30 protein-coding genes are annotated in these 26,913 nt (G+C 72.0%); 14 read left to right on the top strand and 16 right to left on the bottom strand.

What is annotated here, in order from left to right; genetic code table 11:
* Positions 1-53: 53 nt before the first annotated feature.
* The 3 genes from DEJ35_RS03590 to pyrE all read right to left on the bottom strand — a co-directional run bounded on the left by DEJ35_RS03590 (position 54) and on the right by pyrE (position 3,717).
* Positions 54-698 (bottom strand): HEAT repeat domain-containing protein, encoded by a 645-nt coding sequence (locus DEJ35_RS03590; protein WP_111192075.1) that lies wholly within the window; start codon positions 696-698, stop codon positions 54-56.
* 110 nt (positions 699-808) lie between these two features.
* Positions 809-3,169, bottom strand: a complete 2,361-nt coding sequence (locus DEJ35_RS03580) for a septum formation family protein (RefSeq protein WP_111192074.1) — start codon at positions 3,167-3,169, stop codon at positions 809-811.
* A complete protein-coding gene (gene pyrE / locus DEJ35_RS03575; RefSeq protein ID WP_027464850.1) occupies positions 3,166-3,717 on the bottom strand; it encodes an orotate phosphoribosyltransferase in 552 nt (183 codons plus the stop codon). The genes DEJ35_RS03580 and pyrE overlap by 4 nt, the downstream gene beginning before the upstream one ends.
* A 96-nt stretch (positions 3,718-3,813) precedes the next feature.
* Between pyrE and DEJ35_RS03570 the strand changes: the two genes are divergently transcribed.
* The 5 genes from DEJ35_RS03570 (at position 3,814) to DEJ35_RS03550 (ending at position 10,188) form a co-directional block, all read left to right on the top strand.
* Entirely contained in the window at positions 3,814-5,481 is a 1,668-nt protein-coding gene (locus DEJ35_RS03570; RefSeq protein WP_146244738.1) for a hypothetical protein, read from the top strand.
* Positions 5,482-5,555: 74 nt separating this feature from the next.
* Positions 5,556-6,893 carry a peptidoglycan DD-metalloendopeptidase family protein gene (locus DEJ35_RS03565; protein ID WP_111192072.1) on the top strand — a complete coding sequence of 446 codons (1,338 nt, stop codon included), beginning with the start codon at positions 5,556-5,558 and terminating at the stop codon, positions 6,891-6,893.
* A 139-nt stretch (positions 6,894-7,032) separates the two neighbouring features.
* Positions 7,033-8,847: an alpha/beta hydrolase gene (locus DEJ35_RS03560; RefSeq protein ID WP_111124346.1), complete on the top strand. Its 1,815-nt coding sequence runs from the start codon at positions 7,033-7,035 to the stop codon at positions 8,845-8,847.
* Complete coding sequence (locus DEJ35_RS03555; protein ID WP_111124345.1) at positions 8,844-9,524, top strand: hypothetical protein; 681 nt, start codon at positions 8,844-8,846, stop codon at positions 9,522-9,524. Before DEJ35_RS03560 ends, DEJ35_RS03555 begins: the two co-directional genes overlap by 4 nt.
* 76 nt (positions 9,525-9,600) lie before the next feature.
* Complete coding sequence (locus tag DEJ35_RS03550; RefSeq protein ID WP_111124344.1) at positions 9,601-10,188, top strand: hypothetical protein; 588 nt, start codon at positions 9,601-9,603, stop codon at positions 10,186-10,188.
* Positions 10,189-10,228: 40 nt separating this feature from the next.
* Here DEJ35_RS03550 and DEJ35_RS03545 read toward each other — a convergent pair whose 3' ends face one another.
* The 6 genes from DEJ35_RS03545 to DEJ35_RS03520 are packed head-to-tail and all read right to left on the bottom strand — an operon-like array spanning position 10,229 to position 13,319.
* A complete protein-coding gene (locus tag DEJ35_RS03545) occupies positions 10,229-11,023 on the bottom strand; it encodes an aminoglycoside 3'-phosphotransferase (protein WP_220036868.1) in 795 nt (264 codons plus the stop codon).
* Positions 11,024-11,031: 8 nt separating this feature from the next.
* The gene (locus tag DEJ35_RS03540) at positions 11,032-11,634 is read right to left on the bottom strand and encodes a hypothetical protein (RefSeq protein ID WP_111124343.1); all 603 of its coding nucleotides are present in this window, start codon (positions 11,632-11,634) and stop codon (positions 11,032-11,034) included.
* Positions 11,631-12,272 carry a hypothetical protein gene (locus DEJ35_RS03535; RefSeq protein WP_110858769.1) on the bottom strand — a complete coding sequence of 214 codons (642 nt, stop codon included), beginning with the start codon at positions 12,270-12,272 and terminating at the stop codon, positions 11,631-11,633. The genes DEJ35_RS03540 and DEJ35_RS03535 overlap by 4 nt, the downstream gene beginning before the upstream one ends.
* Positions 12,269-12,640: a hypothetical protein gene (locus tag DEJ35_RS03530; RefSeq protein ID WP_111124342.1), complete on the bottom strand. Its 372-nt coding sequence runs from the start codon at positions 12,638-12,640 to the stop codon at positions 12,269-12,271. The genes DEJ35_RS03535 and DEJ35_RS03530 overlap by 4 nt, the downstream gene beginning before the upstream one ends.
* Entirely contained in the window at positions 12,637-12,828 is a 192-nt protein-coding gene (locus DEJ35_RS03525; protein ID WP_110858767.1) for a DUF2273 domain-containing protein, read from the bottom strand. The genes DEJ35_RS03530 and DEJ35_RS03525 overlap by 4 nt, the downstream gene beginning before the upstream one ends.
* Positions 12,825-13,319, bottom strand: coding sequence for an Asp23/Gls24 family envelope stress response protein (locus DEJ35_RS03520; protein WP_110858766.1), 495 nt, complete (start codon positions 13,317-13,319; stop codon positions 12,825-12,827). Before DEJ35_RS03520 ends, DEJ35_RS03525 begins: the two co-directional genes overlap by 4 nt.
* Positions 13,320-13,364: 45 nt before the next feature.
* Between DEJ35_RS03520 and DEJ35_RS17175 the strand changes: the two genes are divergently transcribed.
* From DEJ35_RS17175 to DEJ35_RS03510, 3 genes are all read left to right on the top strand, one after another.
* Positions 13,365-13,502, top strand: coding sequence for a hypothetical protein (locus DEJ35_RS17175; RefSeq protein ID WP_181430057.1), 138 nt, complete (start codon positions 13,365-13,367; stop codon positions 13,500-13,502).
* An 11-nt stretch (positions 13,503-13,513) separates the two neighbouring features.
* The gene (locus DEJ35_RS03515) at positions 13,514-14,350 is read left to right on the top strand and encodes an exodeoxyribonuclease III (RefSeq protein ID WP_111124341.1); all 837 of its coding nucleotides are present in this window, start codon (positions 13,514-13,516) and stop codon (positions 14,348-14,350) included.
* A 133-nt stretch (positions 14,351-14,483) separates the two neighbouring features.
* The gene (locus DEJ35_RS03510; RefSeq protein ID WP_111124340.1) at positions 14,484-14,732 is read left to right on the top strand and encodes a nuclease; all 249 of its coding nucleotides are present in this window, start codon (positions 14,484-14,486) and stop codon (positions 14,730-14,732) included.
* Between the two features lie 24 nt (positions 14,733-14,756).
* Here the strand turns inward: DEJ35_RS03510 and DEJ35_RS03505 are convergent, their stop codons facing one another.
* Positions 14,757-15,104, bottom strand: coding sequence for an aldehyde dehydrogenase (locus DEJ35_RS03505; RefSeq protein ID WP_258370281.1), 348 nt, complete (start codon positions 15,102-15,104; stop codon positions 14,757-14,759).
* Between DEJ35_RS03505 and DEJ35_RS17170 the strand changes: the two genes are divergently transcribed.
* Positions 15,103-15,252 carry a hypothetical protein gene (locus DEJ35_RS17170; protein ID WP_181435501.1) on the top strand — a complete coding sequence of 50 codons (150 nt, stop codon included), beginning with the start codon at positions 15,103-15,105 and terminating at the stop codon, positions 15,250-15,252. The genes DEJ35_RS03505 and DEJ35_RS17170 overlap by 2 nt on opposite strands.
* Before the next feature lie 277 nt (positions 15,253-15,529).
* Here the strand turns inward: DEJ35_RS17170 and DEJ35_RS03500 are convergent, their stop codons facing one another.
* Positions 15,530-16,453: an AEC family transporter gene (locus DEJ35_RS03500; RefSeq protein ID WP_111124338.1), complete on the bottom strand. Its 924-nt coding sequence runs from the start codon at positions 16,451-16,453 to the stop codon at positions 15,530-15,532.
* Between the two features lie 84 nt (positions 16,454-16,537).
* On the opposite strand from DEJ35_RS03500, the gene DEJ35_RS03495 reads away from it, so the two are divergent.
* From DEJ35_RS03495 to DEJ35_RS03485, 3 genes are all read left to right on the top strand, one after another.
* Positions 16,538-17,134 (top strand): nitroreductase family protein, encoded by a 597-nt coding sequence (locus DEJ35_RS03495; RefSeq protein WP_110858762.1) that lies wholly within the window; start codon positions 16,538-16,540, stop codon positions 17,132-17,134.
* Positions 17,135-17,216: 82 nt separating this feature from the next.
* On the top strand, positions 17,217-17,651 hold the full coding sequence (locus DEJ35_RS03490) for an acyl-CoA thioesterase (RefSeq protein ID WP_017886352.1): 435 nt from the start codon (positions 17,217-17,219) through the stop codon (positions 17,649-17,651).
* A gap of 82 nt (positions 17,652-17,733) precedes the next feature.
* Entirely contained in the window at positions 17,734-18,492 is a 759-nt protein-coding gene (locus DEJ35_RS03485; RefSeq protein ID WP_111124337.1) for an HAD-IIB family hydrolase, read from the top strand.
* A 36-nt stretch (positions 18,493-18,528) separates the two neighbouring features.
* Here DEJ35_RS03485 and DEJ35_RS03480 read toward each other — a convergent pair whose 3' ends face one another.
* Both DEJ35_RS03480 and DEJ35_RS03475 read right to left on the bottom strand, forming a co-directional pair.
* The gene (locus DEJ35_RS03480) at positions 18,529-19,149 is read right to left on the bottom strand and encodes a phosphoribosylanthranilate isomerase (RefSeq protein WP_027464868.1); all 621 of its coding nucleotides are present in this window, start codon (positions 19,147-19,149) and stop codon (positions 18,529-18,531) included.
* 130 nt (positions 19,150-19,279) lie between these two features.
* Complete coding sequence (locus DEJ35_RS03475; protein WP_110858761.1) at positions 19,280-20,332, bottom strand: serine/threonine-protein kinase; 1,053 nt, start codon at positions 20,330-20,332, stop codon at positions 19,280-19,282.
* Between the two features lie 198 nt (positions 20,333-20,530).
* Here DEJ35_RS03475 and DEJ35_RS03470 point away from each other — a divergent pair, with 198 nt between their 5' ends.
* Positions 20,531-20,734: a DUF2945 domain-containing protein gene (locus tag DEJ35_RS03470; protein WP_110858760.1), complete on the top strand. Its 204-nt coding sequence runs from the start codon at positions 20,531-20,533 to the stop codon at positions 20,732-20,734.
* Between the two features lie 3 nt (positions 20,735-20,737).
* Here the strand turns inward: DEJ35_RS03470 and DEJ35_RS03465 are convergent, their stop codons facing one another.
* On the bottom strand, positions 20,738-21,508 hold the full coding sequence (locus DEJ35_RS03465) for a DedA family protein (protein WP_258378427.1): 771 nt from the start codon (positions 21,506-21,508) through the stop codon (positions 20,738-20,740).
* A 51-nt stretch (positions 21,509-21,559) separates the two neighbouring features.
* A complete protein-coding gene (locus DEJ35_RS03460) occupies positions 21,560-22,807 on the bottom strand; it encodes an ROK family transcriptional regulator (RefSeq protein ID WP_146244737.1) in 1,248 nt (415 codons plus the stop codon).
* Between the two features lie 62 nt (positions 22,808-22,869).
* On the opposite strand from DEJ35_RS03460, the gene DEJ35_RS03455 reads away from it, so the two are divergent.
* Entirely contained in the window at positions 22,870-24,567 is a 1,698-nt protein-coding gene (locus DEJ35_RS03455; protein WP_111090175.1) for a beta-N-acetylhexosaminidase, read from the top strand.
* 189 nt (positions 24,568-24,756) lie between these two features.
* Here the strand turns inward: DEJ35_RS03455 and DEJ35_RS03450 are convergent, their stop codons facing one another.
* Positions 24,757-26,868, bottom strand: coding sequence for a fructose-specific PTS transporter subunit EIIC (locus DEJ35_RS03450; protein WP_111192069.1), 2,112 nt, complete (start codon positions 26,866-26,868; stop codon positions 24,757-24,759).
* Positions 26,869-26,913: the final 45 nt, after the last annotated feature.

Below are 26,913 nucleotides of genomic sequence, written 5' to 3'. Positions count from 1 at the left end.
ACGGTGACGCTTCGCGACCACCCGGCGCTCCCGGCCAGGCGCGCCCGCCGGCCCTAGCCCTTGACGGAGCGCGTCCGGCCGAGGGCGACCTCGCGCCGGGCCCGTTCGAGGGCGAGTGCGGATGCGGCGTCCGGGTCGTGCAGCAGTCGTTCGGTCTCGCGCACGTGCTCCCGGACGACGTCGGTCCCCCGGTCGGCGGCCGTGACGAGGAGGGGTCCGACGGTGTCCTCGCCGAGTTCCACCAGGGCACGCGACAGGCTGAGCCGACGCTCGCGGTCGCCGATGCCGAGCTGCACCGCGAGGATCCGCGCGAGCGACGCCCGCTCGTCGTCCGGCACCAGTGCGACGGCCGTCCGCCAGGCCGCGCGGAGCACCTCGTCGTCGTGGTCCTCGAGCAGTGGGCGCACCGCGGGCCACGCGTCCGGGTCACCGATCTTCGACAGGGTGTGGAGCGCCTGGCTGCGGGCCTGCGGCTCGGGGCGCTCGAGCTCGGGCAGCACGCGGGCCACGACGTCCTCGGCGGGGTGCCGGGTGAGTGCCCACGTCAGCATGTCGCGGACGAAGAAGTCCGGCTCGACGGCGCACTGCGCGACGAGCACCTCGAGGTCAGCGGGGTCCGGGGTGGTCCCCGCGGCCATCACGGCCTGCAGCCGGGCGGAGGATCGCGGGTCGGCGAGGGCATCGGTGAGCGTGGTCATCCCTCCATCGAACACCTGACGCCGCGCGCGCCCGAGCCATGCGCGTGCATGTTCCGACACACCACCCGTCGATCACGGGGTGGATCGTCGCAAGAAGGGTGCGGGCGCGCCTACGCCCCCGGCGCCAGCGACCCGGTCAGCGGCTGCCCCGACGACCGCGTCACGAAGCACGAGATGAACCGGTCACCCTGGTCCCACGTCGCCTGGTCCGGCGCGTAGGAACCCTGCACCTGCACGTCGCCCACGGCGGCGGCGGCCGAGGCGTTCAGCGCCGCGTCGGACTGGCACTGGTCGGCGGCCCGGGTCGCAAGGGCCTCGGTACCCGGGTAGGTGTCACCCTCGACCGCGAGTCGTGCGGTCAGCTGCCCGATGTGCGGCGTCGCGCAGTCCACCACCGTGAAGGTCTGCGACCACGCGTTCGTGAACGGCGACAGGCACTCCCCGCCGGCCAGGTCGGTCCACGGGTGCTCGCCGGGCAACGCCGGCGTCGTGGCGAACTGCAGGGTCGCGGCCGGTGCTGCGGGGTCACTCGGCTGCGAGGCAGACGCCGACGGCGCAGCGCTCGGTGTCGCCGGCGCCGACGAGGCAGCCACCGGCGACTTCGTCGGCACGGCCTGGTCGGCGATGTTGTTGCCGAGGATCCACTTCGACAGCAGGAACACCAGCACGATGAGCACGAGGATCAGCGCGATCGACCCGTAGATCAGCAGCTGCTTGCCGCGCTTGCCCTCGTTCCGCAGCCGCGCGAAACCCTCGTTGATGAAGTTGTCGCGTTCGCCGGACTGCCGGTCCGGACCGCCGGCAGGCCGTCCGGCAGCAGCGGACGCGGGGGCAGCAGCTGGAGCGGCAGCAGCCGCAGGCACGGCCGCCGCCGCCGGCATCATCCGCGTCCCGGTGTCCTCGGGGTCGTAGCCGGTGCCGCCGAGCTGCCCGACCGCCTCGGTGCCGAACAGGTCCTTGATGGCGCTCGTGTCGCTGGTCTCGCGGCCGTCCCACTCGGACTGGTCCAGGTCGTCCGGCGCCGCGGCGGGCAGGGACTCCGGCTGCGGACCGGTGTCGTTCCCACGCAACCCCAGAACGGCGTCGAGGTCCTGCCCCACCGACGGCGGCAGGTGCGCCGGGTACTCCTGTGCACCGGCGGGTTCGACGAGCGGCGGTACGGCGGTCGGCGGCACGGTCGCGTCGGGCTCGGACCACCAGGGCGTCCCGGCAGCCGGCATCGCGGTGGTCGGGGCATCGGCCTGGAGGCCCTCGGTCGCGTCCGGCACGTCGTCCCCGGCGGGCTGACGGGGTGCGTCCACGGCCTCGGTCGCCTCCGACGGAGCACCAGCGGCAGCACCAGCGGCAGCGGCAGCACCAGCGGCAGCGGCAGCACCAGCACCAGCACCAGCGGCAGCCGCATCGGGGACGGCAGCCGGAGCAGCCGTGTCCGACACGGGCGCGGCCGGCACCGCCGGGGGCACCGCCGACGGCACGGGGACCGCCGGTGGCACCGGGTAGGTCCGCGGCGCCTGCGGCAGCCCGGAGGCCGGGGTGTCGACCTCGCCGGCGACGACCTCGTCCTCGTCGTCCAGCTCGTCGGCGAGCGACCAGGATCCGGCGGACAGCGCGGTGGTGTCGAACGAGTCGGTGGTCAGCGTCGCCGGGACCTCGCCGGGCTCGTCGTCACCGATCGCCCAGTCGAACGGCCGGTCGTGCGCGCCGGTCTGCGTGGGGACCGGCCCGGTGCTGGTGATGCGCAGCAGGTCGGTGAAGGTCGGCGGTTCCTCGGTCGGGGGCAGCACGTTCTCGACGCCGAGGGGCTGCGGTGCAGCGGGAGCCACGGGCTCCGGGTGGTTCCCGGTCGCGCGGCCGAGCCAGTCGACGTCGGCGCGACCCTCGCCGAACGGGTCGACGCGGCGACGCTCGTCCTCGATGGCCTTCGACGCGGCGGCACGTTCGTCCCGGTGCGTCTGTGCCGTCGGCAGCACGATCGACGACGGGTGCGGCGCGGTGGAGTCCGGCGGGGTGTCGGCGGCGGCGGGGATCCGGTCGTGCAGTGTGGAGCGTTCGTGCTCGACGACGGCGTCGGGGTTCTCGGAGGGTGCGAGCAGCTCGGGCGGCATCGAGATGGCCTGGGTCGCGCCGTCGTCGAGCGCCGGAGCAGCAGGCTCAGGCGCGGCAGGAGCAGCAGGAGCAGGAGCAGGAGCAGGAGCAGGAGTCTCAGCAGCCTCCGCCTCGCCATCGGCCACGAACGGCTCCGGCAGCGGCGCGCCCGTCTCGCGGGCGGTGCGCTCGGCCTCGCGGCGCTCCCGTCGCGACGGCCAGTCCTCCTCGCCGCGCGGAGCACCGAAGATGTCCGCAGCGCTGCGGAGACCGTGGAACGGAGCGTCCGAGCCGGACGCGCGCCGAGCCTCCAGGCCGTCGTCCCCATCTGCCGGGCCGACGGTGCCGTCGGGTTCGCGCGCGTCGTCCGGACGCTCCTCGGTCACGCGGTCAGCCCCAGATCAGCCAACCCGATGGCCGCGAAGTACGGGTAGCCGGCCGCCTCGATCGTCTCCTTGGCACCGGTGTCCCGGTCGACGACGACCGCGACGGCGGCGACGATCGCGCCCTCGCGCTCGAGCGCCTCGGCCGCCTTGAGCGGCGAGCCGCCGGTGGTGGAGGTGTCCTCGAGCACGACGACGCGCTTGCCCTTGAGGTCCGGTCCCTCGACCTGCTTACCGCGGCCGTGGTCCTTCGGCTCCTTGCGGACGACGAAGGCGTCGTAGGTCAGCCCCTGGGCGGCGGCCTGGTGCAGGACGGCGCTGGCGATGGGGTCGGCGCCCATGGTGAGGCCCCCGACGGCGGAGACGTCCGGCACCTGCTGCACGAGCTCGGTCATGACCTGGCCGATCAGCGGCGCGACGCGGTGGTCCAGGCTGACCTTCCGCAGGTCGATGTAGTACGTCGCCTTCTTCCCGCTGGTCAGGGTGAAGTCGCCGTGGAACACCGCTTCGGAGGAGATGTACTGGATCAACTGTTCGCGCGCGTCGGTCACAGCCCACAAGGGTAGTCGGTCGGGCCCGCAACGCGCTCCCCCAGCCTGTGGGCCGCGGGGTGCCGGCACCGAGGCGGCCTCGGTACGCTCCGGGGCATGTCCCGAGCACCGCGTCGCCCCGCCGTGGAGCCGGCTCCGTCCGGCGGCCGCCGGCCCGGCGAGGTGGCCGTCACGATCGGACGGGAGGCCCTGGGCGGCCTGGTCGCGCTGGCCCTGGCCGTCATCGCCCTGCGCCACGTCATCGCGACGGAGCGGGTCGCGTTGCTCTGGTACGACGGCGACTCGGTGTTGCTGCCGCTCGTCCAGCGCTCCCTGCAGGCCGGCCAGCCGTTCGAGTGGGCCATGTCGCCCGCGCTGTTCTTCTTCCCCGAGCTGCCCGTGTACCTGTCCTGCTCGCTGGTGACCGCCACACCGCAGCAGGCCCTGGCACTGAACGGGGTGCTCGTGCTCCTCGCCGTCTACGCCCTGGTGCGGGCGGCAGCGAACGAGCTGATGCCGTCCGCCGGGCGCCCCGCCCGGATCGCGGTGTCGGCCGGGGCGCTCGGTCTGGTCACGCTGCTCGTGCTCACCGAGTCGTCGGCGACGGCCACCTCGCTCGAGCTGGCATCCCTGCTGCTCACGACGACCTACTACTACGGCGCCGTGCTGGCGATGCTCGGCACCGCGGTGCTCGTGCTGCGGGCGGTGCGCCTCGGCCGGGCGTCGGTGCCCCTGCTCGTGGTGCTCGGACTCGTCGCGGCGTGCACGACCGCGTCGAACCCGCTGTACGTACCCTGGTCCGCCGCTCCCGTCGTCGTCACCCTCGGGCTCCTGGTGCTGGCGCGCCGGGTGCCGTGGCGTCCGGCCGCGCTGCTCGCCGGTGCCGTCACGGTCGGATCGGTCGTCGGGTACCTGGTGCGGATCCCGCTGCGGCCGTTCGTCTCCCTCGACCCGGCGACGTACGTGCAGCCGTCCCGGGCCGGGGAGACCCTGCGGTTCTTCGCGGCGCTGACCGACGACCGGGCGGGCACGGCTCCGGGCGACCTCGGGCTCCTGCTGCTGTTCGCCGGGGTGCTCGTCACCGTCGGGGGCACGGTCTGGGCCTGGCGGGTCCGCACCGCACGCACCGTGCTGGTCGCGACACTGCTGCCCCTGGTGACCGTCGTCGCTGTGTCCGTCGGGGTCGTCGTCGCCGGGTCCGAGACCCCGCGCTACCTGCAGCCGATCGTGACCGCACCGCTGCTCGCGCTCGTCGCCGTGGCCGAGCTCACCCGCACCGCGGTCCGCCGCACCCGCGTGCACCGCCCGCACCGCGGGGTCCGGGCGGGGGTGGCGGTCGCGATGGCCGCCGTGCTCGCGACCGGGATCGCCGTGGCCCCCGGGACCGCCCACGCCGTGGCGACCGCGCGGTACCCGGCGGCGGCGTGCCTGGACCGCTGGGCCGACGGCCGCCAGGTCACCGGCGTCGGGCAGTTCTGGACGGTCCGGCCCCTCGCCACCTACGCGTCGATGAACGTCGGGCTGCTGCAGGTCCGGGACACCTTCGAGACCTACCCCTGGCTCGTCGACCTCGGGGCCTACCGCGACGCCGACCCGAGCTTCGTGGTGGTCGGGTCGCACGACCTCTGGACCACCGCGGCCGAGGACTCCCTCGGGCCGCCGGCGACGATCACCCACTGTACCGGGTTCGACGTCTACGACTACGCCGGCACCGCCGGGCAGGCGATCCTGCGGCGCGACGTCGTCGGGAGCGCCGCCGTCATCCGACGCGACCGCGGCTTCTGATCCACCGCTGAAGTTGTCCACAGCGGCGCGTTGCCGTCCGATGCTCGCTGTACGGATGTATAGGCTCGTCCTCGATGTCTCGCCCCACCAGCCCCCGCGCCCACCGTGTCCCCGTGCGCCTGCGCCTCGCCGTCACCGGCCTGGCGCTCGCGGGCCTCGTCGGCACGGTCATCGCCGATGCTCCGGCTGCCCAGGCGGTGACCTACCCCACGTGGGACGAAGTGGAGTCCGCCCGTGGCAAGGAATCCGCGAAGCAGGGGCAGATCACCGAGATCAAGGGCATCATCAGCGACCTGAACGCCAAGGTCGCGGCGGCCGAGGCCAAGGCCAAGAAGCTCGGGCAGGTCTTCTTCGACGCCCAGGCCGACGCACAGGAAGCCGCTGAGAAGGAACAGCAGCTCCGCGCCGACGCCGAGGAACACGCGAAGGTCGCCGAGCAGAGCGCCGCGCAGGCCGGTCAGTTCGCCGCGCAGATGTCCCGCTCCGGCGGTGCGGACGTCACCACCTCCGTCCTCACGCAGGGCGCCGATGCCCGCGATCTCCTCTACGACCTCGGTGCCCTGAGCAAGCTCTCCGAGCAGGCCGAACGAGTGCAGGCCGCCGCGAGCATCGACGCGGGTGTCGCCCGCTCGCTCGAAGCCCAGGCCGACCGTGCCGCAGAAGAGCTCAAGGGTCTGGCAGCCAAGGCCGAGGCACGCATGCAGGAAGCCCAGGCGGCGTCCGACACCGTGCAGGCCGCCTACGACGAACAGCAGTCCAACAAGGCCCGACTCGACGCCCAGCTCGCGACCCTGACCTCCGGCCGCGTCCGGACGGAGGCCGAGTTCGCGCAGGGCGAGAAGGTGCGGAAGGCCGCCGAGGCCAAGGCCGCGCGCGAAGCCCTGGCCCAGGCAGCGGCTGCCGCTCGTGCCGACTCCGCGAACTCCGGCGGCGGCGCTCCCGCCGGCGGGTCGACCGGCAGCAGTGGTTCGGGCGGCGGCGGCGCCGTCGGGTCCGGTTCCGGTACCGGCTGGGTCCGGCCCGCGAGCGGGTACGTCATCAGCCCGTACGGCTACCGCGTGCACCCGATCCACGGCACCGTCATCAAGCACGACGGCGTCGACCTGGCCAGCGGCTGCTCCACCCCGATCGTCGCCGCCTCCGCCGGCACCGTCGACTACGTCGGCTGGTACGGCGGGTACGGCAACTACGTCCGGATCAGCCACGGCAACGGCGTGCAGACCGCCTACGGGCACATCGTCAACGGTGGCTTCCGGGTCGCCCAGGGCCAGCGAGTCGCGGCGGGGCAGCTCATCGCGCTCGTCGGGTCGACCGGCCAGTCCACCGGGTGCCACAGCCACATCGAGGTGCACCTCAACGGCGCCACCACCGACCCGGTGCCCTTCATGGGTGCACGCGGGGTCGCCTTCTAACCAGCTCGTTCACCAGACCGCCGTCCACTCCCAGTGGGCGGCGGTTCGGTGTTCCCCACAGTCGTACGCTCCTCATTTCATACTGCACCGCTGAAATGCTACGTTTCTCCCATCGACCAGTTCGGATGGTGGGGGGACGATGGGGATCGAGTTCGACGACGCAGCGGCGTCGCGGTTGGTCGACTGCACGGCCGAGGTGGCACTCTCACTGCGTGCCAGCGCCGGGCCGCGGCGGAACAACGCCGAGGCCGCACTGCACGACTTCGACGGTGCGTACGCGCGGCTGTTCGAAACAGCTCGGGTGACGGAGTCGACCGACCGCATCCGGCTCGTGACGGCGCTCGAAGCGATGGCCGACCAGCTGCGGATCGCCCAGCGGCAGGCGGACGAGGAACGGCAGCGCCTGGCCGACCTCGCTGCGTGGCGGCAGCGCGAAGCTGATCGTGACCTGGTGCGCGCCGGTGGCGGGCTCCCGTCGCAACCCGTGCTCGACTGGAGCAGCTCGGTGTTCGACCCTGAACCATCGGGCACGCCGCAGCGACCTTCTCCGGTGTCCGCGGTGTTCAGCGCGTGCTCGCGGCAGCGCACCGGTGGCCGGTCCGGAGGACGGAGCGGGGCAGATCCAGCTCGGCTGCGGAAGTTCGCTGCCGTGGCCCGGGTGCAGGACTCCTCGACGGAGCAAGACCTCGTGCGGGTTCGCAACGCGTGGACCGTGTTCCGCAATCGTTGCAGCTGGGTCCCGGTCGACGGGGCGTCGTTGCCAGGTGGCTTCGCCGACTACCTTGCCGAGAACGCCGACGACGCGTCGTGGATCGATCGGATCGCGGGCGCGTTCAGCGCCGCGGGCGGCGGTTCCCTCGCGAACGCTGCGCTCGACGTCGCCGGTACCTCCAAACTGCTACCCGGGCTGCAGCGGCTGCTCGATCCGTCCCTGACCACGGCTGAGGTCGCAGCGGCCTGGGCCGCGCTCGGCTTCACCGACGCCGACATCCGGGCGTTGCCCCTGACCACGCAGCTGCAGTTCGCAGGACTTGACGGCGTCCCGGCAGCGCAGCGCGACATCGCGTCCAGGGCCGTCCTCTCGGCCGCGGTACGAGACCCAGAGCGGCTGTACCGGCTGATGGGGCTGCCGTACACCTACGGTGCGGTCAGTCTCGACGAGTTCCGGGAGCAGGTCTTCGGCCTCCGCGACGGGCTCAAGCGTGCCGATCGCTTGGCGGCAGATGTCCGAGCCCCTTCGAGCGCCGTCGCACAGCTCGTCGGGTTCGGCGTCTCGAGCGGGTCTCTCGTCGCCGCCGTCGCGCTCGGCGATCTGGACACGGCGTCCAACGTGACTGTCAACGTGCCCGGCGCGATGACCACCCTCGACAGCATGGATGAGAAGGTCCGCGCCGCCAACGGTCTTCTGGGCACCGCGTGGAAGCATCGACGAGCAGAGTCGTTCGCGGTCGTGTCGTGGATCGGCTACCGCGCCCCGGGTGTCATCGAGGTCCCGGGTCAGGACCGCGCGCACGCGGGCGGAGCGAACCTCGCGTCGTTCCTCGACGGGATCCACGACAGCCGGGGCAGCGCGCCGCAGTCCCTGACCGTCCTCGGGCACTCCTACGGGTCCACCACCGCGGCCGAAGCGCTCGCGCAGACTCGGTACCGGGTCGACGCGCTCGTCACGTACGGCTCCGTCGGGTTCACCGACACCACGACTCCCGAGCACCTCAACGTGGACCATGTGTACGCGACCGAGGGCTCCGCTGACCGCACAGCGATCCTCGGCCGGATCGGACGCACCGATCCACGCGACCTTCCGGACGTCGACACGTTCGGCGCTGACGAGTCCCCTGGCGGCAGCGCCGTCACCGGGCACGACATGTTCCCGGACAGCGGCGTCGGCTACCTGTCCCGAGCTGCCACCGCACAACAGACCATCGCGAAGATCATCGCGACGGGGAAGCCATGATGAAGACCATGCGACCGATGCTCCGTGCCATCACGACTGCTGCCCTGACGCTCGGGCTGCCGTCGGGGTGCGCGGGAGGAGGAACCCAGATGCCCACCGATGCAGCAGGCGTCACCCAGCACGACGTCGCCGAGATGTCCCTGCACCAAGAGTTCGACGCCTACCGCGACCACTACGAGCACATGCAGCGGCTCCTGCGGAACGCGCAACTCCAGGTCCACGAGGGCGAATGGGAATGGGACAGCGGCGACGTCGTCCCGCAGATCGGCGGCGACGGCGTAGCCCCGTTACGAGGTTCGGACACGAAGAACAGCTACGACATGCGGAGCGGGCGGCTCTGGTCCCCGCCTGGCGCCACCGGCCAACAGCGGGACCTGCAACCGATGATCGACTACTTCACCGAGCAGGGGTGGGACAACGAGCAACGCACAGCCGCCGGTGACCACGAGGCCTGGGCCACCACCGGCGACGGCTGGCAGATCGTCTACTCGGCACAGACGAACGGCCGGTACACGCTCGAGGTCTACAGTGAACCCCTTTGGACCAACGACGCACGCGCTCTCTCGACGGCCATCTACGGACGCTCGACCGTCAAGTTCCCTGATCGGTCCCTCCCCGGCGTCTACCCAGACTTCCCACGGTGGGACGACCCCATCGTCAACAAGCCGAAGATCTGAACCGATGCTCCGGACCATCACGACGACAGCCCTGACCCTGGGACTACTGACCGGGTGCGCACCAGGAGGAGACCAGATGCCCACCGACGCAGCCGGCCTGACCCAGGACGACGTCGCGGAGATGTCACTCCACCAGGAGTACGACGCCTACCGCGACCACTACGAACACATGCAGCGGCTCCTGAAAGCCGCGCAACTCCAGGTCCACGACGGCGAATGGGAGTGGGGTGGCGGCGACCGTGTTCCATTGATCGGCGGTGACGGCGTCGCAGCTCTGCCCGGGTCCGACACGAAGAACAGCTACGACATGAGCACCACCCGGCTCTGGTCCCCGCCCGGCACCCTTGACCAGGAACGCGACCTGCAGCCGATGATCGACTGGTTCACCGACCAGGGCTGGACCATCGAACGCCGCACCATCACCGGCGACCAGGAGGTCTGGGCCACCACCGGCGACGGCTGGCAGATCCAGTACGCCGCGCAGGAGAACGGCGACAACCCCATCACCGTCTACAGCGAACTCTTCTGGACCAACGACGCCAGCGCCCTCTCGGAAGCAGTCGGAGGACGGAACGATGCGGCCTACCCCGATCATTCGCTCCCGGGCGTCTTCCCGCCGTTCCCCGCATGGGACGACCCCATCGTCAGCCCACCCAAGATCTGACCCGACCCGACCCGAACCGGCAGAGGGAGACCGAGCCCCATCAGCTCGGAACACTCCCGACGTCGTCCACGTCGATGTTCCACAGCGCCCGGTACCAGGCGGTGCGCTCCAGGTCGTCCGGCAGCCCGTACGCCCGGTGGAACAGCGGCTCCCACCCGGGTCCGTAGTTCCAGCCGAGGGCCATCGTCGCCACCGCGATGTCGGCCCAGCGGTCCGCGACGCCCATCGCGTCCAGGTCGACGTGCCCGCTCCACCGCCGGTCCGCACCGATCAACGTGTTCGGCGTGCACGGGTCACCGTGACAGACGACGATGCGGTCGGCCGGCGGCTCCGGACCGAGCGCGCTCGGTCCGCGGTCGGCGTCGGCGACGGCTGCACGCGCGCGATCGAGCCGGTCCGCGGTCGCCCACGTGAACGGGCAGTCGTCGACGGGCAACGTGTCGTGCAGCGCGCGCAGGCCCTCGCCCACCGCGACCACAGCGGTCCGGGGTTCGTCGTGCCAGCGCGGGTCGACAGCGCTCCACCCGGGCACGGCACGGGTGTGCAGCCAGACGCCGTCGTCGTCGGTGCCGTGGCCGAGCACCTCCGGCACCCGGGCGTACCGGGATGCCCAGGTCAGCCGTCCCGCCTCACCGCTGATCCACGTCGCGTACGCGTGCGGCAGCACCTTCACGAACTCCTCGGCGTGCGCGTCCGGTCCGACACGGAACGTCGTCCCACCGATCTGGTTGCGCCAGACGAGCGCGACCTCACGCCCTCGCGCGACGTCGGTGACGATGCGCGGCACCGGGACCGTCTCGCCCGGCCGGGGCAGTCCACCGATCGAGCGCACCACGGCGACGCTCAGTGCACGCGGTCCGGGCGGGAGGACCCCGACCCACCACGGGCGATCTCGAGCAGCACGGGCAGGCGTTCGCCGAGCAGGGCGTCCAGGTCGGCGACGACGGCCTCGACCCGTTCGGTGATCTCGCGCGGCGCGGCACCCCGGCGCGGACGGACCCGCACCCGGATCGCCCGACCGCCACGGACCCGGTAGACGTCGACGGCGAGCGAATCGACCTGCGGCATCTCGCCGATGGCCGAGGACAGCGCGTGCTGCACGGCAGTGGACTCGATGCGCACCGCCCCGGCGACGCCGTCCGCCGAACCGTCGCTGTCCACGACGGTGCCCTCGCGGCCACCGCCGAGGGTCGTCAGCACGACGAGGGCGAGCACGCCGAGCACGACGCCACCGCCGAGCACGCAGGTCCAGGCGAACACCGAGTCGTCACGCGATGCCCCGTTGCCGAGTCCGGCGAGGGCATCGCCGACCGCGCGCCACCCCGAGGCGACGAGGGGCAGCCCCTGTGCGGTCTGCACCAGGATCGCCGCCACCCCTGCGACGAGCAGGACGAGCCCGAGCACGACGAGCGCCGTCCGGCCGAGCCCACGGTTCGTGGCGTTCATCCGTCCACCCGCCCCGTCGGCTGCACCCGGACCCGCGCGGCCAGCGGCGGCTGCGCGTCGATCGCGGCGAACTCCCGCTCGACGGCCTCGGTCGCGGCGACCGCGGGGACGTCCACCCCGGCTGCGGGCCGGAGCACGACGTCGACCGTGCGGCGGCCGACGGTACCCACGGCTGCGTCGGCGCCGAGACGGGTCGCGGAACGGGCGGCGCGGGCCGCAGCGGAGGCCAGGACCTCGTCGTCGACGACGACCGCGAGCCGATCGGACGCCATCACGTGCCGCGGACGGCGCTGGGGCAGGATCCCCTGCAGCAACAGCACGAGCCCGATCAGGGCCACGATGGCGCCGATGCCGATCACGATGGTGGTCTCGAGACCGTCCGGGGCCGCGAGCGCGGCGTCGGCCACGGCACGCGGGTCGACACCCAGGACGTTCTGGTCGAGCAGGACGAGCGCACCGGCGAAGACGGCGGCGGCGGCGAGCACCAGGGCGATGAGCATCGCGACGACGACGGCGGCGGAGCGGGAGACGTGGGTCTCGCGGCGCAGCAGGCGGCGGTAGGTGGCGTGGTGGTCGTCGTGCGAGGGGCCGGCGGGGACGACCGGATCGGTGCGCCCGACGGCGGGGGCGGCAGTCACCGGACCCTCCGTGGGGTGTCCACGACCGACGAGGCGAAGGTCACGGTCACGCGGGCGACCTGTCGGCCGGTGATGGTCCGGAAACGTTCGGCGATCGTGCCGCGAGCCCGGTGCGCCGTGGCGACGACCGGTTCGTCGGGGAGTGCGTGCGAGCCCAGCACCGGCAGGGCGAGCGGGGCGGTGATCTCGACCGCCAGTGCGCCGCGACCGTCGTCGGCGACCCGGGCACGGACCTCCCGGAAGGCCACGTGCAGTGCTTCGGCGGCGACCGCCTGGGCGGTGTGCACCAGCGCCGACGTGCCGATGCGGTCGGAGCCGCGGAGCCGGACGCCGCTGTCGCCGGTCGTGGCGACGGCGGCGTCGCTCACGACGAGCTCCGGCGTCCGCGCAGCACGTCGAGCAGGCGGCGGAAGTCGACGTCACCCGTGACGATGCGGGCGACCAGAGCGCCGAGCGCCATGCAGACGGCGACGACGACGAACGCCCAGAACCCGAGCGTCACGGCGACGATCGCGAGCAGGGCGCCGGTGCCCATCCCGACGACGGTGGCGTTCACCGGACTCGACCGTCCCGGGTGTCGAGCTCGTCCGCGACGCCGTTGAGCGCCGGGATGTTCACGTCGTTGATGGCGATGTTGACCTCGGTGACCTCGAGGCCGACGAGTTCGGTGACGGCGTTCGTGACGGCGGCGCGCACCGCGGAGGCGACCTCCATCATCGGCGTCGGGTAGTCGACGACGATGGTCAGGTCGACGGCGACCTGGGTCTCGCCGACCTCGACGCGGACACCCTGACCGAGCGCACTCGAGCCGATGGCGTCGCGGATGGCGCCGAACGCCCGCGAGGCGTTGCCGCCGAGCGCGAAGACACCGGGGACGTCGCGGGCGGCGATGCCCGCGACCTTCGCGACGACCGTGTCGTCGATGATGGTCCTGCCCTTGGCGGTGACCTGCGTCGTGGTGGTGCCGGCGGGCTGGGTGCTCCCGGCCCCGGTGCCGAGCGTGGCCCCGGTCGTGGTCCCGTCGACGCGATTCGTCGTCGATGCCATTGCTGCCTCCGTGCGATCGATTGCTGGTCTCCAGCGAACACCATCGTGCCGTACGCCGCACAGGCGGCGCACCTGCCGGACCCCGCACAGGCGGCGCACCTGCCGGACCCCGCACAGTCGGCGCACGTGCCGCCCGGTCGCGCCGCTGGTCTCGCCGACCTCGTCGTCAGTCGGCACCGGTAGGTTCTTGTTCCATGCGCGTCGCGACCTGGAACGTGAACTCCGTCCGCACCCGAGTGGGTCGGATCGTCGACTGGCTGGTGCGTGAGGACATCGACGTCCTCGGCATGCAGGAGATCAAGTGCAAGCCGGAGCAGTTCCCGGTCGAGCAGTTCGAGGCCGCGGGGTACCACGTCGAGGCGCACGGCCTGAACCAGTGGAACGGCGTCGCGTTCGCCAGCCGGCTGCCGATGGAGGACGTCACCCGCGACTTCCCCGGCCAGCCCGGGTTCCTGAAGGGCCACGAGGGGCCGGACCTGCCGGTCGAGGCCCGCGCGATCGGCGTCACGGTCGACGGCGTGCGGCTCTGGAGCCTCTACGTGCCGAACGGCCGCGAGCTCGGCGACCCGCACTACACGTACAAGCTCGACTGGCTCGCCCAGCTGGCCGACCGCACCTCTGAGTGGCTCGAGGCCTCGCCGGAGACCCCGCTCGCGCTGATGGGCGACTGGAACGTTGCACCGCTCGACCAGGACGTCTGGGACATGCGGGTCTTCGAGGGGTCGACCCACGTCAGCGAGCCCGAGCGGAAGGCGTTCCGCGAGTTCGAGGCGCGGGGCCTGCAGGACGTCGTCCGCCCGATCGTGCCCGACGGCTACACCTACTGGGACTACAAGCAGCTGCGGTTCCCGCGCAACGAGGGCATGCGCATCGACTTCGTGCTCGGCTCGCAGGCCTTCGCCGACGTCGTCACCGACGCCTCGATCCACCGGAACGAGCGGAAGGGCGACGCCCCGAGCGACCACGTGCCCGTGGTGGTCGACCTCGACCTGGACACGTCGCTCGACGACGACCGCCCGATGATCTTCTGATCGGAGTCGGGTCACCGGCCCGGAGCGACGACGCACGACCGGTTCTGTTACGCCCGGCGTCCGCCGTGATTGAGCCGTCCGTCACGCCGACGTAGGTTTCCTGCACCGCCCCCCTCCGAGAGCAGGTGAAGCCATGTCCCGCACGACGATCCTTCCCATCCAGCGCCTCATGGCGAGCGCGGCCCCCGGTGCGTGGCGCGACGGCATCGTCGTCGAGACCCGGGCAGCCGACGCCGTGGTGCTGTTCCTCGACGGGAGCATCACGCAGCTGCGGGTGGCGGACGCCGACGGCGTCCTGTCGGTCGGCGAGCCGGTCGCCCACCACCCGGTCGCGGAGATCCTCAGCGCCGGCGGTCGGCAGACCACCGCACGCGTCGCGTAGGCGGAGCGGTTCAGGCGGAGCGGCTCAGGCCGCCATCGAGTCGAGCATCGCCTGGCACTTCGACACCATCTCGTCGCAGGCCATGGCGCAGTACCGGCACGACTCGTCCATGTCCTGGTGCTGGCGGCACTCGGCGGCACACGCGGTGCCCATCGCGACGACGGCCATGAGCATCGCCTGCATCGCGGCGGTGTCCATCCCCATCGGACGCATCATCATCCGCATGCCGGTGTCGGCCAGCATCGCGGTGTTCGAGCACATCGCGGCGCAGGTGGCCATCTCGCCGCCCATCCGCATGTCGGCCGCGGAGCACATCGTCGCCGCCATCGATGCGGCGTTCATCGCCATCATCGTGTCCTGCATCACGTCCATGTCCATCTCCATGGGCATGTCCGTCATCGACATGTTCTTCATCATCGCCATCGTGTCCATCGCCGGTCTCCTCGTCGTGGTCATCGGTCACGGAGCGGTCCGCCCCGCGTGCCCGCCAGGGTACGCGCGTGCCGCCCGTGCTTCGTGAGCAGAACGGGTCGGGTCAACGGACGCGACCCGACCGCATCTGCTCACCATCCGCGGTGGTCGCCACCACAGCCGGACGGGAGGCCCGGTGCGGCCCCGCCACGGGCCTCCCGTCCGTCCGGGCGCACGTCCAGGGCGCGGAAGACGCCGGCGTCTCCGCTGGACGCCGGCAAGTGCGCGAGACGCCTCCGAATCCGGCGGCGTCTCGGCGACATCAAGGCGTCTCGACAACACGACGGCGTCGTCCGGAAGCCCACACGCCGGCGTCTCGACGACCGCTACGGGTGCAGCAGGGCGGCGATCGCGACGAGCACGGGCACCGAGCCGAGTGTCGAGATGAGCACGACGTCGCGCGCCACCGGGACCGCTGCCCCGTACCGCTGGGCGTAGTTGAAGACGTTCTGCGCCGCCGGCAGGGCGCCGAGGGTGGTGAGCACGAAGACCTCCTGGTCGCCGAGGCCGAACACGAAGCGTGCGAACACGAAGGCCACGGCCGGCATCAGCACGAGCTTGATCGACGACGCGACGATGACGTCGGTGCGGATCGCCGGGTCCCGCAGGGGGGTGGCACCGTGCAGGCTCATCCCGAAGGACAGCAGCACGACGGGGACCGCGGCCGCGCCGACGAGCGAGAACGGCTCGAGCACCGGGTCGGGCAGCGTGATCCCCGTCGCCGAGCACACGAGCCCGACGAGCGAGGCGATGATGATCGGGTTCCGGAACGGGCCCGCGATCCGCCGTCCCCATCCGCCGCCACCCGCGGTCGCCGCGTCGAGGATCGTCAGCGCGACCGGGGCCATCACGACGAGCTGCAGCAGGATCACGGGCACGACCGCGGTCGCCTGGCCGAGCACGTACACGGCCACCGGCAGCCCGATGTTGTTCGCGTTGACGTAGCTGGAAGCCAAGGCGCCGACGGTGGTCGTGGTGACGGGGCGGCGCAGCACGAGGCGGAACACGGCGGCGGCACCGAGTGCGACCACGGCGGCACTCAGCAGCGAGACCCAGAGCATCGACGACAGCAGCGACGCGATGTCGGCGGTCGCGATGGTGTGGAACAGCAGGCACGGCATCAGCACGAAGAACGCGAGCCGACTCATCACGAACTGCGCGTGCGGGCCCAGCAGGCCGATGCGTCCGACGACGTACCCACCGGCGATGATCGCGCCGATGATCGCGAAGCCGGTCAACACGCCACCCATCCCCTCCATCCTGGCACCTGCCGGCGGTGATGTGACGTCACTCAGGTCGGAAATGCGTACGCATCGAATACCGTTGAGCGCATCATGACCTCGACGAACGCCGACACCCTCACCCGGTCCACCGACTCCAGTCAGCCGCTCGTGCCGCTGCTCGAGGAGCGCTGGAGCCCCCGCTCCTACGACGAGACCGCGACGATCTCGGACGACCAGCTCGACGCCGTCCTCGAGGCCGCTCGCTGGGCACCGTCGGCCATGAACTTCCAGCCCCGCCGCTTCATCGCCGGCCGCCGCGGCACCGAGACGTTCCGGAAGATCAACGAGAACCTGCTCGGCTTCAACGCCGCCTGGGCGTTCCGTGCCAGCGCCCTCGTCGTCGGCGTGCTCGAGACGGTGACCGCCGACGGCGAGGAGCGTCCCTTCGCGCAGTACGACCTCGGCCAGTCGCTCGCCGCCCTGACCGTGCAGGCGCACGCCGCGGGGCTGCACGTGCACCAGATGGCGGGCATCGACGCCGCCGGGCTCCGTGCCGCGTTCGACCTGCCCGAGCGGTTCCTGCCGTACACGGTCACGGCCGTCGGCACCGTCGCGCACCCGTCGCAGCTCGACGACAAGGCCGCGGAGCGCGAGGTCGCCCCGCGCACCCGCATCCCCCTCGACGAGGTCGTCCTCGTCAAGGAGTGAGCACCGGCGGCCCCGCCGCCCGTGATCGCCACGACGGCCGCGTCCCTGCGGGGGCGCGGCCGTCGGCGTACCATGACGTGACATGGATCAGCACCAGGACGACGCCCCGCCGGAGATGAACTTCTACACCCGGAAGTGGGTGCGACCGGAGGACCTCAACGCCAACGGCACCCTGTTCGGCGGCAGCCTGCTCCGCTGGATCGACGAGGAAGCCGCGGTCTACGCGATCATCCAGCTCGGCAACGGCAAGGTCGTCACGAAGTACATGTCGGAGATCAACTTCCTGTCCTCGGCGAAGGAGGGCGACATCGTCGAGATCGGCCTCGTCGCCACCCGGTTCGGCCGGACGTCGCTGACCATGCGGGCCGAGGCGCGCAACCTCTTCACACACCGCAGCATCCTGACGATCGACGAGGTCGTCTTCGTGAACCTCGACGAGGACGGCAACCCCGCCCCGCACGGCTACACGGACATCACCTACGCCCGCGACCGGGTCCCCGCCACGCACCGCGCGTGACCCCGCAGACATCGCGCAGCACCCGGGCACCCGGGTGCGCGCACCCTGCGGGTGGTCGGCGGGCTCTGGCAGGATCGGGGACATGACCACGCCCCGCCTCGTCGCCTTCGACCTGGACGACACGCTCGCCCCGTCGAAGTCCTCCCTCGACCCCCGCATGCTCGAGACCTTCGCGTCCCTGCTCGAGGTCGTGCCGGTCGCGGTCATCTCCGGCGGCAACTTCACCCAGTTCGAGCAGCAGCTGGTCACCCCGCTCCGGCAGCGCGACGGCCTGACGCTCGACGCCCTGCACCTCCTGCCGACCTGCGGCACCCGGTACTACCGCTGGGAGGACCAGGACTGGGCGCTGCAGTACGCCGAGGACCTCACCGACGAGCAGAAGGACCGCGCCCTCGCCGCGGTCGAGGCCCGTGCGAAGGAAGCCGGGTACTGGGAGTCCGAGACGTGGGGCGCCATCCTCGAGGACCGCGGGTCGCAGATCACGTTCTCCGCCCTCGGCCAGTCCGCCCCGGTGGACGTCAAGAAGCAGTGGGACCCGACCGGCGAGAAGAAGGACCACCTGCGACGCCTGGTGCAGCAGGACCTACCCGACCTCGAGGTCCGCTCGGGCGGGTCCACGAGCATCGACATCACCCGCAAGGGCATCGACAAGGCCTACGGCATGCAGCGTCTCGCCGAGATCACCGGCATCGCGCTCGACGACATGCTCTTCGTCGGCGACCGGCTCGACGCCGAGGGCAACGACTACCCGGTGAAGGCGCTCGGGGTCCCCTGCCACGCGGTGCAGGGCTGGGAGGACACCGACGCGTTCCTGACGGAGCTCATCCCCACCCTGCGCTGACCGCCGACGGCCCCGGCGCCGTCCGCAGCCCCGCGCTCAGCCCAGGCTTCGGACGGCCTCGACGAACGCACGGATCTTCGCGGGGTCCTTGACGCCGCGCTCGGACTCGACGCCGCTCGACACGTCGACGCCGTCGGGATCGAGCGCCTCGACCGCGGCGACCACGTTGGCCGGGGTCAGCCCGCCCGCGAGGATCCAGGCCTCGTCCACGCCGTCGATCGTGGCCGGGTCGACGAGCCGACCGCTGCCGGGCACGGCGGCGTCGAGCAGCAGCAGGTCGTGGTCGAACGCGGCGCGCTGTTCGGGCGTCTCGCGCAGGTAGTCCTCGGCCGCGATGGCCCGGATGGTGAAGAAGCCGGCGTCGCGCGCGCGGGCGAAGTCGGAGGCCGACTCGCCACCGTGGAGCTGCAGCGTGGTGAGCCCGACCTCGGAGGCGATGCCGACGATCTCGTCGATCTTCTGGTCGCGGAAGACCCCGACGGCGTCGATGCCGTCCGGCACCCGCTCGACCAGCTCCTTCGCCAGGTCGGCGGTGACGGTCCGGGGGCTGCCCGCTGCGAAGACGAACCCGACGGCGTCGGCACCCGCGTCGATGGCGGCGTCCACGGTGTCGGGCGTCGACAGGCCACAGATCTTGATCCAGCGCTGGTCGGTCATGCTGTCCATCCTGCCAGGGTGGCGCTGCCCGGAGAACACCGGTGTTCGCAGGTCACGTCCCCGGATGCCGGTGTTCGACGCGGGAGCACCGGTGTTCCGCCGTGCCCGGCGTCCGGAACCCGCACGAGGATCAGTGCAGAGCGCCCGCGACGTAGGCGGCCACGCAGGCCGCGGTCATGCCGAAGGCCGCGAAGGATCCGACCAGGACGTTCCGCCGGCGCCAGCGACGCACCGCCGAGAACGTGCCGCGCTTGGCGTGCCGGTGGGCGGCGCGGTGCATGCGGTGATCGCGCTGGTGCTTCACGCGCTCCGGGCCGAGCGGCACCGGGCCGGTGATCTGGGTGGACCCGCCGCGCAGCGCGTTGGCGATGGCGACCGCCGTGGGCCGGCGCTCCGGGTCGCGGGCGGTCATCCGGCTGAGCAGCTCGCGCCACTCGTCGGCGACGTCGTCCGGGATCTCGGGGTCGCGGCGGAGCCGGGCGAGTGCGGCCTCGATCAGGGTGCCCGAGTACTCCTGCTTGCCGGTCAGCGCCTCGAGCAGGACGAGCCCGAGCGAGTACACGTCGGTGGCGAAGCTGATCGGTTCGCCGGCGACCTGCTCGGGGCTGAGGTAGGCGGCGGTGCCGATGACCGTGCCGTCGTTCGTCAGGCGGGAGCCGTCGACGAAGTGGGCGACACCGAAGTCGGTGAGCTTGACCGTGCGGGCGAACCCGGACGAGCCCTCGTCGCTGATCAGGATGTTGGCGGGCTTGACGTCGCGGTGCACGATGCCGCGCGAGTGCACGTAGGCCAGGGCGTCGGCGAGCTGCGCACCGAGGTCGGCCACCTCGTAGTTGTGCAGGGCGCCCTCGGACAGGCGGCGGAGCAGCGTCGTGTCGGCGATGAGCTCCATCACGATGAACCGGTGCGGGCCGTCCTCGAACTCGTGGGTGCCGGCGTCGTACAGCGGGATGAGCCCCGGGTGGGAGAGCATGCTGAGCAGCCGGATCTCGCGTTCCTGGCGCACACGGTCGGCGGTGGTCATCTTGTCCGGGGTCGCGAAGAGCTTCACGGCCACGGCCCGGTACGTGTGCTCGTCACGGGCTTCGTAGACGGATCCCATGCCGCCGGTGCCGATGAGCTTCACGAGCCGGTACCGCGCAGAGAGGACGGTGTCCGCCCGCGCGCTGTCCAGCAGGGTCATGGTGTCCGTCGTCCCGTCCGGAGCCCGTGGTTCCGCGGCCGCTGCCGGCGTGTGGGCTCATGGGAAACGGTACGCGTCCGACTCTCGATCCGCATGGCCGTTACGACATCGTGATCGCCCTACTCCCCCGGTTTTCCGGGGATCGACGGGGTACAGTCCGACCTCCACCAGGACGAGGAATCGCGCAAGGAGGACAGCATGGCATTGTCGAAGGGTGACGAGGTGCACTGGAACACCTCGCAGGGCAGGACGACCGGCACGCTCGTGCGGAAGCGGACGAGCGACTTCGAGTTCGACGGGCAGCACTTCAAGCCGACCGATGACGACCCGTACTGGATCGTCGAGTCGGAGAAGAGCGGCAAGCAGGCCGCCCACAAGGAGTCGGCGCTGACGAAGGCCTGAGGCTCAGTCGCGGGCGGGCTCGGCGCGACGGCGACCCCGGGCACCGCCCACGGCAGGGTTGCCGGCGTCGTCGTCGTGGTCATCACGTCCGCCCGCACGCCGCTCGGCGCGCACACGGCGGATCCGGCGCACGACGAAGCTCACCACGACCACGGCGATCGCGACGTAGAGCACGCGGTCGATCCACTCGGTGTAGGCCTCGACCTGGTCGTACTGCGACCCGAACGCGGCACCGAGCAGCACGAGCGCGCTGTTCCAGATGCCGCTCGCGATGATCGTGAACACCGAGAACGTGCCGAGGTGCATGCGGTCGGCGCCGGCCGGCAGCGAGATGAGGCTGCGGACGATCGGGACGAACCGGCCGAAGAAGACCGCGCTCTTGCCGTGCCGGTGGAACCAGCCGGCCGCCTTGCGGAAGTCGTCCTCGTCGACGAGGGGCAGCTTGCCGAACCACCGCGTGGTGCGTTCGAACCCGATCACCGCGCCGAGCCAGTACAGCACCAGTGCCCCGAGGTACGAGCCGATCGTCGCCAGCACCAGGACCAGCACGAGGTTCATCTGGCCGGCGCCCGCGAGGAACCCGGCCAGCGGCAGGATGACCTCGGACGGGATGGGCGGGAACACCGTCTCGACGAAGAGCATCAGCCCGACGCCCCACTCCCCCAGGGCGTCGATCAGCTGGAGCACCAGGCCGGAGAGCCCGCCGAGGTCGGACGGAGCGGTGGAGTCGCCACTGGCGACGGTCATGGCACGGGCGGTCACGGCAGTCGTCATGCCCCCAGCATCCCTGAACGCCCTGTCAGGACCCGGCGCGCTCCCTGGGTGTCAGCCGAGTCCCATGTGGGCTGAGCGGACGTGCGAGAGCGATCGGGCGAGTGCACCCCGCGCGACGGCGTCACGACCGACGGTCGACGGGCTGAACGCCACGGGGTGCCGGAGCTGCGGCGTGACGATCTCGTCGAGCGCGGCGCAGAACACCTCCGCAGCCGGCAGGACCTCGCCACCGACGACGACGACCTCGGGGTCGATCGTCGTCACCAGCTGCACGACGCCGGGCGCCACGTCAGCCGCGAACGCGCGGACGGTCTCGACGGCCGACACCGAGCCCTGGGCGGCCGCGGCGAAGACGGACTCGAGGTCCGTGTCGGACGGGATCCGGGCCTCCAGGCGGGCGGGTGCGGCGGGCCAGCCGGTCGACGCGATGCCGCCCATCTCACCGGCGGCACCGCGCGCACCGCGCGCCAACGAGCCGTCGACCACCAGGGCGGCACCGATCTGCCGGCCCATCACCAGGTACAGGCCGTCTCGGACGCCGTGGAACCGCCCCCACCGGGCCTCGGCCGTGGCGGCCAGCTTGGCGTCGTTGTCGAAGAAGGTGGCGACCCCGGGGAAGAGGTCCTGGATCCGGCCGGGCACCCGTCGCTCGACCCACTCCGGCACCGCGACCGTGTAGTCGATCGCGCCGTCGCGGTCGACGACCGCCGGGACGCCGAACGTGGCACCGAGCACCGGCGCACTGCCGACGGCGCCACCGACCGCGGCGCCACCGACCACGCCGACGGACGACGTCAGCCGACGGACCACGTCCTGCACGCTCGACCAGGCCTGTTCGGCGTCGGCGAGGTCGGCGTAGCGCTCCTCGACGCGGGCGAGCGTGACGCCGCGCAGGTCCGCACGCACCCCGACGATGCCGTGCAGGCCGAGGTCCACGCCGAGCACGGAGCCGGCCGACGCGTCCGCCGCGAAGCGCTTGGCCCGACGACCGGCCTTGTTCGGGGTCGCGATCGCCTCGGCCTCGGTCACCCAGCCCTGGTCGACCAGGTCGGCGAGCGCGGCCTCGACCGTGGGGCGGGAGAGTCCGACCGTGCGGCCGAGCTCGGTGACCGTGCGGGAGACGTCGTCGCGCAGGAGCTCGTCGAGGATCGCCCGCGAGTTCATCTGCCGCAGGACGCCGGGGGTCGTCCCCACGACGCCGGGGGTCGTCCCCACGATGCCGGGGGTCGTCCCCACGATGCCGGGGGTCGTCCCCACGACGCCGGGGGTCGAGCCCGCGACGCCCGGGGTCGTTGACACGGTCTGCTCCACGGTCATAGCCTCCACATTACGAAAGATCATTGAGGAATGGTGGCTCCGACATGCTCGTCCCACGACCGCGCCGCACCGCTCCCGGTGTCGGGGCCTTCGAGATCACCCCGTCGACCCGGATCGCCGCCGACCCGGCGAGCGAGTCCGTCCGACTGTACCTGCAGCAGACCCTGCGGGGATCGACCGGGCTGCCGGTGCGGGACGCCCTCGACGACACGGCACCGGGGGCCGGCACGATCGCGCTGCGCGTCGCCGACGACCCGTCCCTGCCCGCGGGCCCGACGACGCCGGAGGGCGACCGGGCGGAGTCGTTCCGCCTCACGGTGACGCCGGACGGCATCGACGTCGTCGGCGGCTCGCCCGCCGGGGTCTTCTACGGCGTGCAGGCCCTGCTGCAGCTGCTGCCCCCGGACGTGTACCGCCGCGGCCGGGTCGCGACCGGCCCGTGGTCCGTCGCCGCCGTGGTCGTCGAGGACGCCCCCGCCTTCGCCTGGCGCGGCGTGATGCTCGACGTCGCCCGGCACTTCCGCACGAAGCACGAGGTCATGCGGGTCGTCGACCAGCTCGCCGCGCACCGGATCAACCGCCTGCACTTCCACCTCACCGAGGACCAGGGGTGGCGCATCGAGATCCGGAAGTACCCGCGCCTGACCGAGGTCGGCTCCTGGCGTCGGGAGTCCCAGGTCGGCGCGCACGTCCCCGGTCCGGACGGCACACTCGTCGTCGCCGGGTTCGACGGCCGCCCGCACGGCGGGTACTACACGCAGGACGACATCCGCGAGATCGTGGCCTACGCGGCCGACCGGTTCGTCACCGTCGTCCCGGAGATCGAGACCCCCGGGCACGTCCGTGCGGCGCTGGCGGCCTACCCGTCGCTCGGCGTCACGGGCGACCCGGTCGAGGTCTGGACGGAGTGGGGCATCGCCGACGACGTCCTGAACGCCGAGGACGCCACGATCGACTTCTTCAAGGACGTCCTCGACGAGGTCATCGCGCTCTTCCCCTCCGGCTACATCGGCATCGGCGGCGACGAGTGCCCGAAGGTGCAGTGGGAGACCGACCCGCGCACCCAGGAGCGCATCCGCGAGCTCGGGCTGCAGGACGAGGAACAGCTGCAGGCCTGGATCATCGGGCAGCTCGCCGCACACGTCGAGTCGCACGGCCGGCGGGCGTTCGGGTGGGACGAGATCCTCGAGGGCGGCACGCTCGACCCCTCGGCGACCGTGGTCTCCTGGCGCGGCCTGACCGGCGCACGGACCGCCGCCCGCCGCGGGCACGACGTCATCTCGTCGCCCGACGACCAGGTGTACCTCGACTACCGCCAGAGCGACCTGCCGACCGAGCCGATCCCGGTCTCGATCGTGCTCACCGTCGACGACGTCTTCGCCTTCGACCCGGTGCCGTCCGGGCTGACCGACGCCGAGCGCGCCCACGTCATCGGCGGCCAGGGCAACATGTGGACGGAGCACGTCGACACCGCCCGTCGGCTCGACTACCAGCTCTTCCCCCGCGTCGCCGCCCTCGCCGAGGCACTGTGGTCGGCTGACGTCACCGGGCCGCGCGACCTCGCCGAGTTCCGCGGACGCCTGGCCGAGCACACCGCCCGACTCGAGGCCATGGGCATCGAGTACCGGCACGAGGCCGGGCCGTTCCCGTGGGAGCAGCGACCGGGCGTGCCGGGTCGACCGCACTCGCGCGAGGAGCGTGCGGCGTACATCGACGCGGTCACGGCGAACATCGCCGAGTAGCGCGCGTCGAGCGGTCGCGACACCCCGCTCAGTTCCGCCGAGCGGTCAGGTTCCGACGTGTGGGCGCCACGCCAGCGACGTGACGTGACCGCTGGACGCGCGGCCGGCGGTTCGTCGCGACCACGAAACGGACTGGAGGCCCGGTGCCAGCTGGCACCGGGCCTCCCGTCCGTCGTGTGCTGCGGTCGACTACGCGGCGACCGGTGCGCGCTGGCCCACCGTCTCGCCGGCCACGGCAGCCTCGCTGGCCGCAGCGGCCTCGTCGACGGGGCGACGACGGACCCACTTCTTCAGGGCGACGAGCACACCGGCCGAGATGAACGCACCGAGCACGACCGCCCCGAGCCAGGCCCAGAAGTTGCCGATGGCGAAGAACACGAACACGCCACCGTGCGGCGCCCGCGACGTCACGCCGACCGCCATCGAGATCGCACCGGTGACCGCAGCCCCGACCATCGACGCGGGGATGACGCGGAGCGGGTCGGCTGCGGCGAACGGGATCGCACCCTCCGAGATGAAGGAAAGGCCGAGCAGGTACGCAGCCTTGCCGTTCTCCCGCTCCGGCTTCGTGAAGCCCTTGCGGTAGAAGAGCGTCGACGCGAGCGCCATCGCGAGCGGCGGCACCATGCCGGCACCCATCACGGCGGCCATGATCTCGAACGGCACCGTGTTGCTCGCGGTCCCGGCACCGAGCCCGGCGACGGCGAACGCGTACGCCACCTTGTTGACCGGGCCACCGAGGTCGAACGCCATCATCAGGCCGAGGATGATCCCGAGCAGCACCGCGGAGGCGCCGGACAGCGAGTTGAGGAACCCGGTGAGCTGGACCATCAGCCAGGCGATCGGACCGCCGAGCACGAGCAGCATGAGGCCCGAGGCGATGATCGACGCGAACAGCGGGATGATCACGACCGGCATCAGGCCGCGCAGCCAGCGCCAGGTCGGGATGCGCCCGATCCAGTACGCGGCGGCACCGGCGATGAGGCCACCGACCAGACCACCGAGGAACCCGGCGTTCATGAACACGGCGATGGACCCGGCCACGAAGCCCGGTGCGATGCCCGGACGGTCGGCGATGGCGTAGGCGATGTACCCGGCGAGTGCTGCGACCAGGAACCCGAGCGACACGGAGCCGATCTGGAACGCGGCCGCGCCGAGGTAGTAGCCGAGGCCCTCCGGCGGCAGGTTCAGCAGGGTGTAGTTGGTGAGCGTGAAGACGGCGTTGTTCTGGCCCGAGTCACCGTGGGTCAGCGCGATGCCGTACCCGGACAGCAGGAAGCCGAGCGCGATGAGGAGCCCGCCGCCGGCGACGAACGGGATCATGTAGCTGACGCCCGTGAGCAGCCAGCGCTTGAGCGCCTGCCCGAAGTGCTCGTTCGACTTGTTCGTCCCGCCCTCGACGGCGGCACCGCCCTGCACGCGTGCGGCGTGCGGGTCCTCCGAGGCGCGGATGGCCTCGGCGATCATCTCGTCGGGCTCGTCGACACCGCGCTTGACGGGTCCGGACACCAGCGGCTTGCCGGCGAACCGACCGCGGTCGCGGACGTCGACGTCGACCGCGAACACGACGGCGTCGGCCCGGGCGATGAGCGCCGGGTCGAGGGGTTCGACCTGCGAGGACCCCTGCGTCTCGATGTGCATCTCGGCACCGGCACGCTGGGCCGCGGCGACGAGGGCGTCGGCCGCCATGTAGGTGTGCGCGATGCCGGTCGGGCAGGCGGTGACGCCGACGAAGACCTTGCGGTCGGCGGCGGGGGCGCCGGCGGTCGCGCCGGCTGCGGCGGTCGTCGCACCGGAGGCCCGTCCTGCGTTCCCGACGCCGGCTTCGGCCACTTCGCCACTCACCTCGTTGTCGACCAACTGGACGATCTCGTCGGCCGTGGTCGCGGCGCGCAGCGCGGCCGTGAAGTCGTCACGGATCAGCGCCCGGGCCAGGGTCGAGAGGACCGTCAGGTGGTCCTTGTCGGCCCCCTCGGGCACGGCGATCATGAACACGATGTCGGCGTCGCCGTCCGGAGCGCCGAACGGCACCTTCCGAGCCAGGCGCGAGAACGCCAGCGTCGGCTCGGACACCGACGCCGACCGGGCGTGCGGGATGGCGATGCCACCGGGGACGCCCGTTCCGACGCTCGCCTCGCGCTTGACGGCGTCGTCGGCGAGCGTGGCACCGTCGGCGGCGCGGCCGGTCGCGGCGACGCGGTCGGCGAGCACCCGGATGACGTCGGTCGAGGTGGCGCCGAGGTCCTCGTCGAGGCCGACGAGCTGTGCGCTGATGAGGCGCGGACTCGAGTCTGCGGACATGTGCTTGCTCCTTCGCAATGGCGCTGATCGCGCGGTGGTGCAGGT

This window comes from Curtobacterium sp. MCPF17_051, assembly GCF_003234595.1.
Taxonomy (GTDB): domain Bacteria; phylum Actinomycetota; class Actinomycetes; order Actinomycetales; family Microbacteriaceae; genus Curtobacterium; species Curtobacterium flaccumfaciens.
Note: the sequence above shows the minus strand (reverse complement) of the source record. Positions and strands in the feature narration are given on the sequence as shown.

Coding starts and splice junctions, on each gene's coding strand:
- DEJ35_RS03590 (WP_111192075.1), bottom strand. CDS start 698: ATGACCACGCTCACCGATGCCCTCGCCGACCCGCGATCCTCCGCCCGG.
- DEJ35_RS03570 (WP_146244738.1), top strand. CDS start 3,814: ATGTCCCGAGCACCGCGTCGCCCCGCCGTGGAGCCGGCTCCGTCCGGC.
- DEJ35_RS03565 (WP_111192072.1), top strand. CDS start 5,556: ATGTCTCGCCCCACCAGCCCCCGCGCCCACCGTGTCCCCGTGCGCCTG.
- DEJ35_RS03560 (WP_111124346.1), top strand. CDS start 7,033: ATGGGGATCGAGTTCGACGACGCAGCGGCGTCGCGGTTGGTCGACTGC.
- DEJ35_RS03555 (WP_111124345.1), top strand. CDS start 8,844: ATGATGAAGACCATGCGACCGATGCTCCGTGCCATCACGACTGCTGCC.
- DEJ35_RS03550 (WP_111124344.1), top strand. CDS start 9,601: ATGCCCACCGACGCAGCCGGCCTGACCCAGGACGACGTCGCGGAGATG.
- DEJ35_RS03540 (WP_111124343.1), bottom strand. CDS start 11,634: ATGAACGCCACGAACCGTGGGCTCGGCCGGACGGCGCTCGTCGTGCTC.
- DEJ35_RS03520 (WP_110858766.1), bottom strand. CDS start 13,319: ATGGCATCGACGACGAATCGCGTCGACGGGACCACGACCGGGGCCACG.
- DEJ35_RS03515 (WP_111124341.1), top strand. CDS start 13,514: ATGCGCGTCGCGACCTGGAACGTGAACTCCGTCCGCACCCGAGTGGGT.
- DEJ35_RS03510 (WP_111124340.1), top strand. CDS start 14,484: ATGTCCCGCACGACGATCCTTCCCATCCAGCGCCTCATGGCGAGCGCG.
- DEJ35_RS17170 (WP_181435501.1), top strand. CDS start 15,103: ATGTCCATCTCCATGGGCATGTCCGTCATCGACATGTTCTTCATCATC.
- DEJ35_RS03505 (WP_258370281.1), bottom strand. CDS start 15,104: ATGGACGTGATGCAGGACACGATGATGGCGATGAACGCCGCATCGATG.
- DEJ35_RS03500 (WP_111124338.1), bottom strand. CDS start 16,453: ATGGGTGGCGTGTTGACCGGCTTCGCGATCATCGGCGCGATCATCGCC.
- DEJ35_RS03495 (WP_110858762.1), top strand. CDS start 16,538: ATGACCTCGACGAACGCCGACACCCTCACCCGGTCCACCGACTCCAGT.
- DEJ35_RS03490 (WP_017886352.1), top strand. CDS start 17,217: ATGGATCAGCACCAGGACGACGCCCCGCCGGAGATGAACTTCTACACC.
- DEJ35_RS03485 (WP_111124337.1), top strand. CDS start 17,734: ATGACCACGCCCCGCCTCGTCGCCTTCGACCTGGACGACACGCTCGCC.
- DEJ35_RS03480 (WP_027464868.1), bottom strand. CDS start 19,149: ATGACCGACCAGCGCTGGATCAAGATCTGTGGCCTGTCGACGCCCGAC.
- DEJ35_RS03475 (WP_110858761.1), bottom strand. CDS start 20,332: ATGACCCTGCTGGACAGCGCGCGGGCGGACACCGTCCTCTCTGCGCGG.
- DEJ35_RS03470 (WP_110858760.1), top strand. CDS start 20,531: ATGGCATTGTCGAAGGGTGACGAGGTGCACTGGAACACCTCGCAGGGC.
- DEJ35_RS03465 (WP_258378427.1), bottom strand. CDS start 21,508: ATGACGACTGCCGTGACCGCCCGTGCCATGACCGTCGCCAGTGGCGAC.
- DEJ35_RS03455 (WP_111090175.1), top strand. CDS start 22,870: ATGCTCGTCCCACGACCGCGCCGCACCGCTCCCGGTGTCGGGGCCTTC.
- DEJ35_RS03450 (WP_111192069.1), bottom strand. CDS start 26,868: ATGTCCGCAGACTCGAGTCCGCGCCTCATCAGCGCACAGCTCGTCGGC.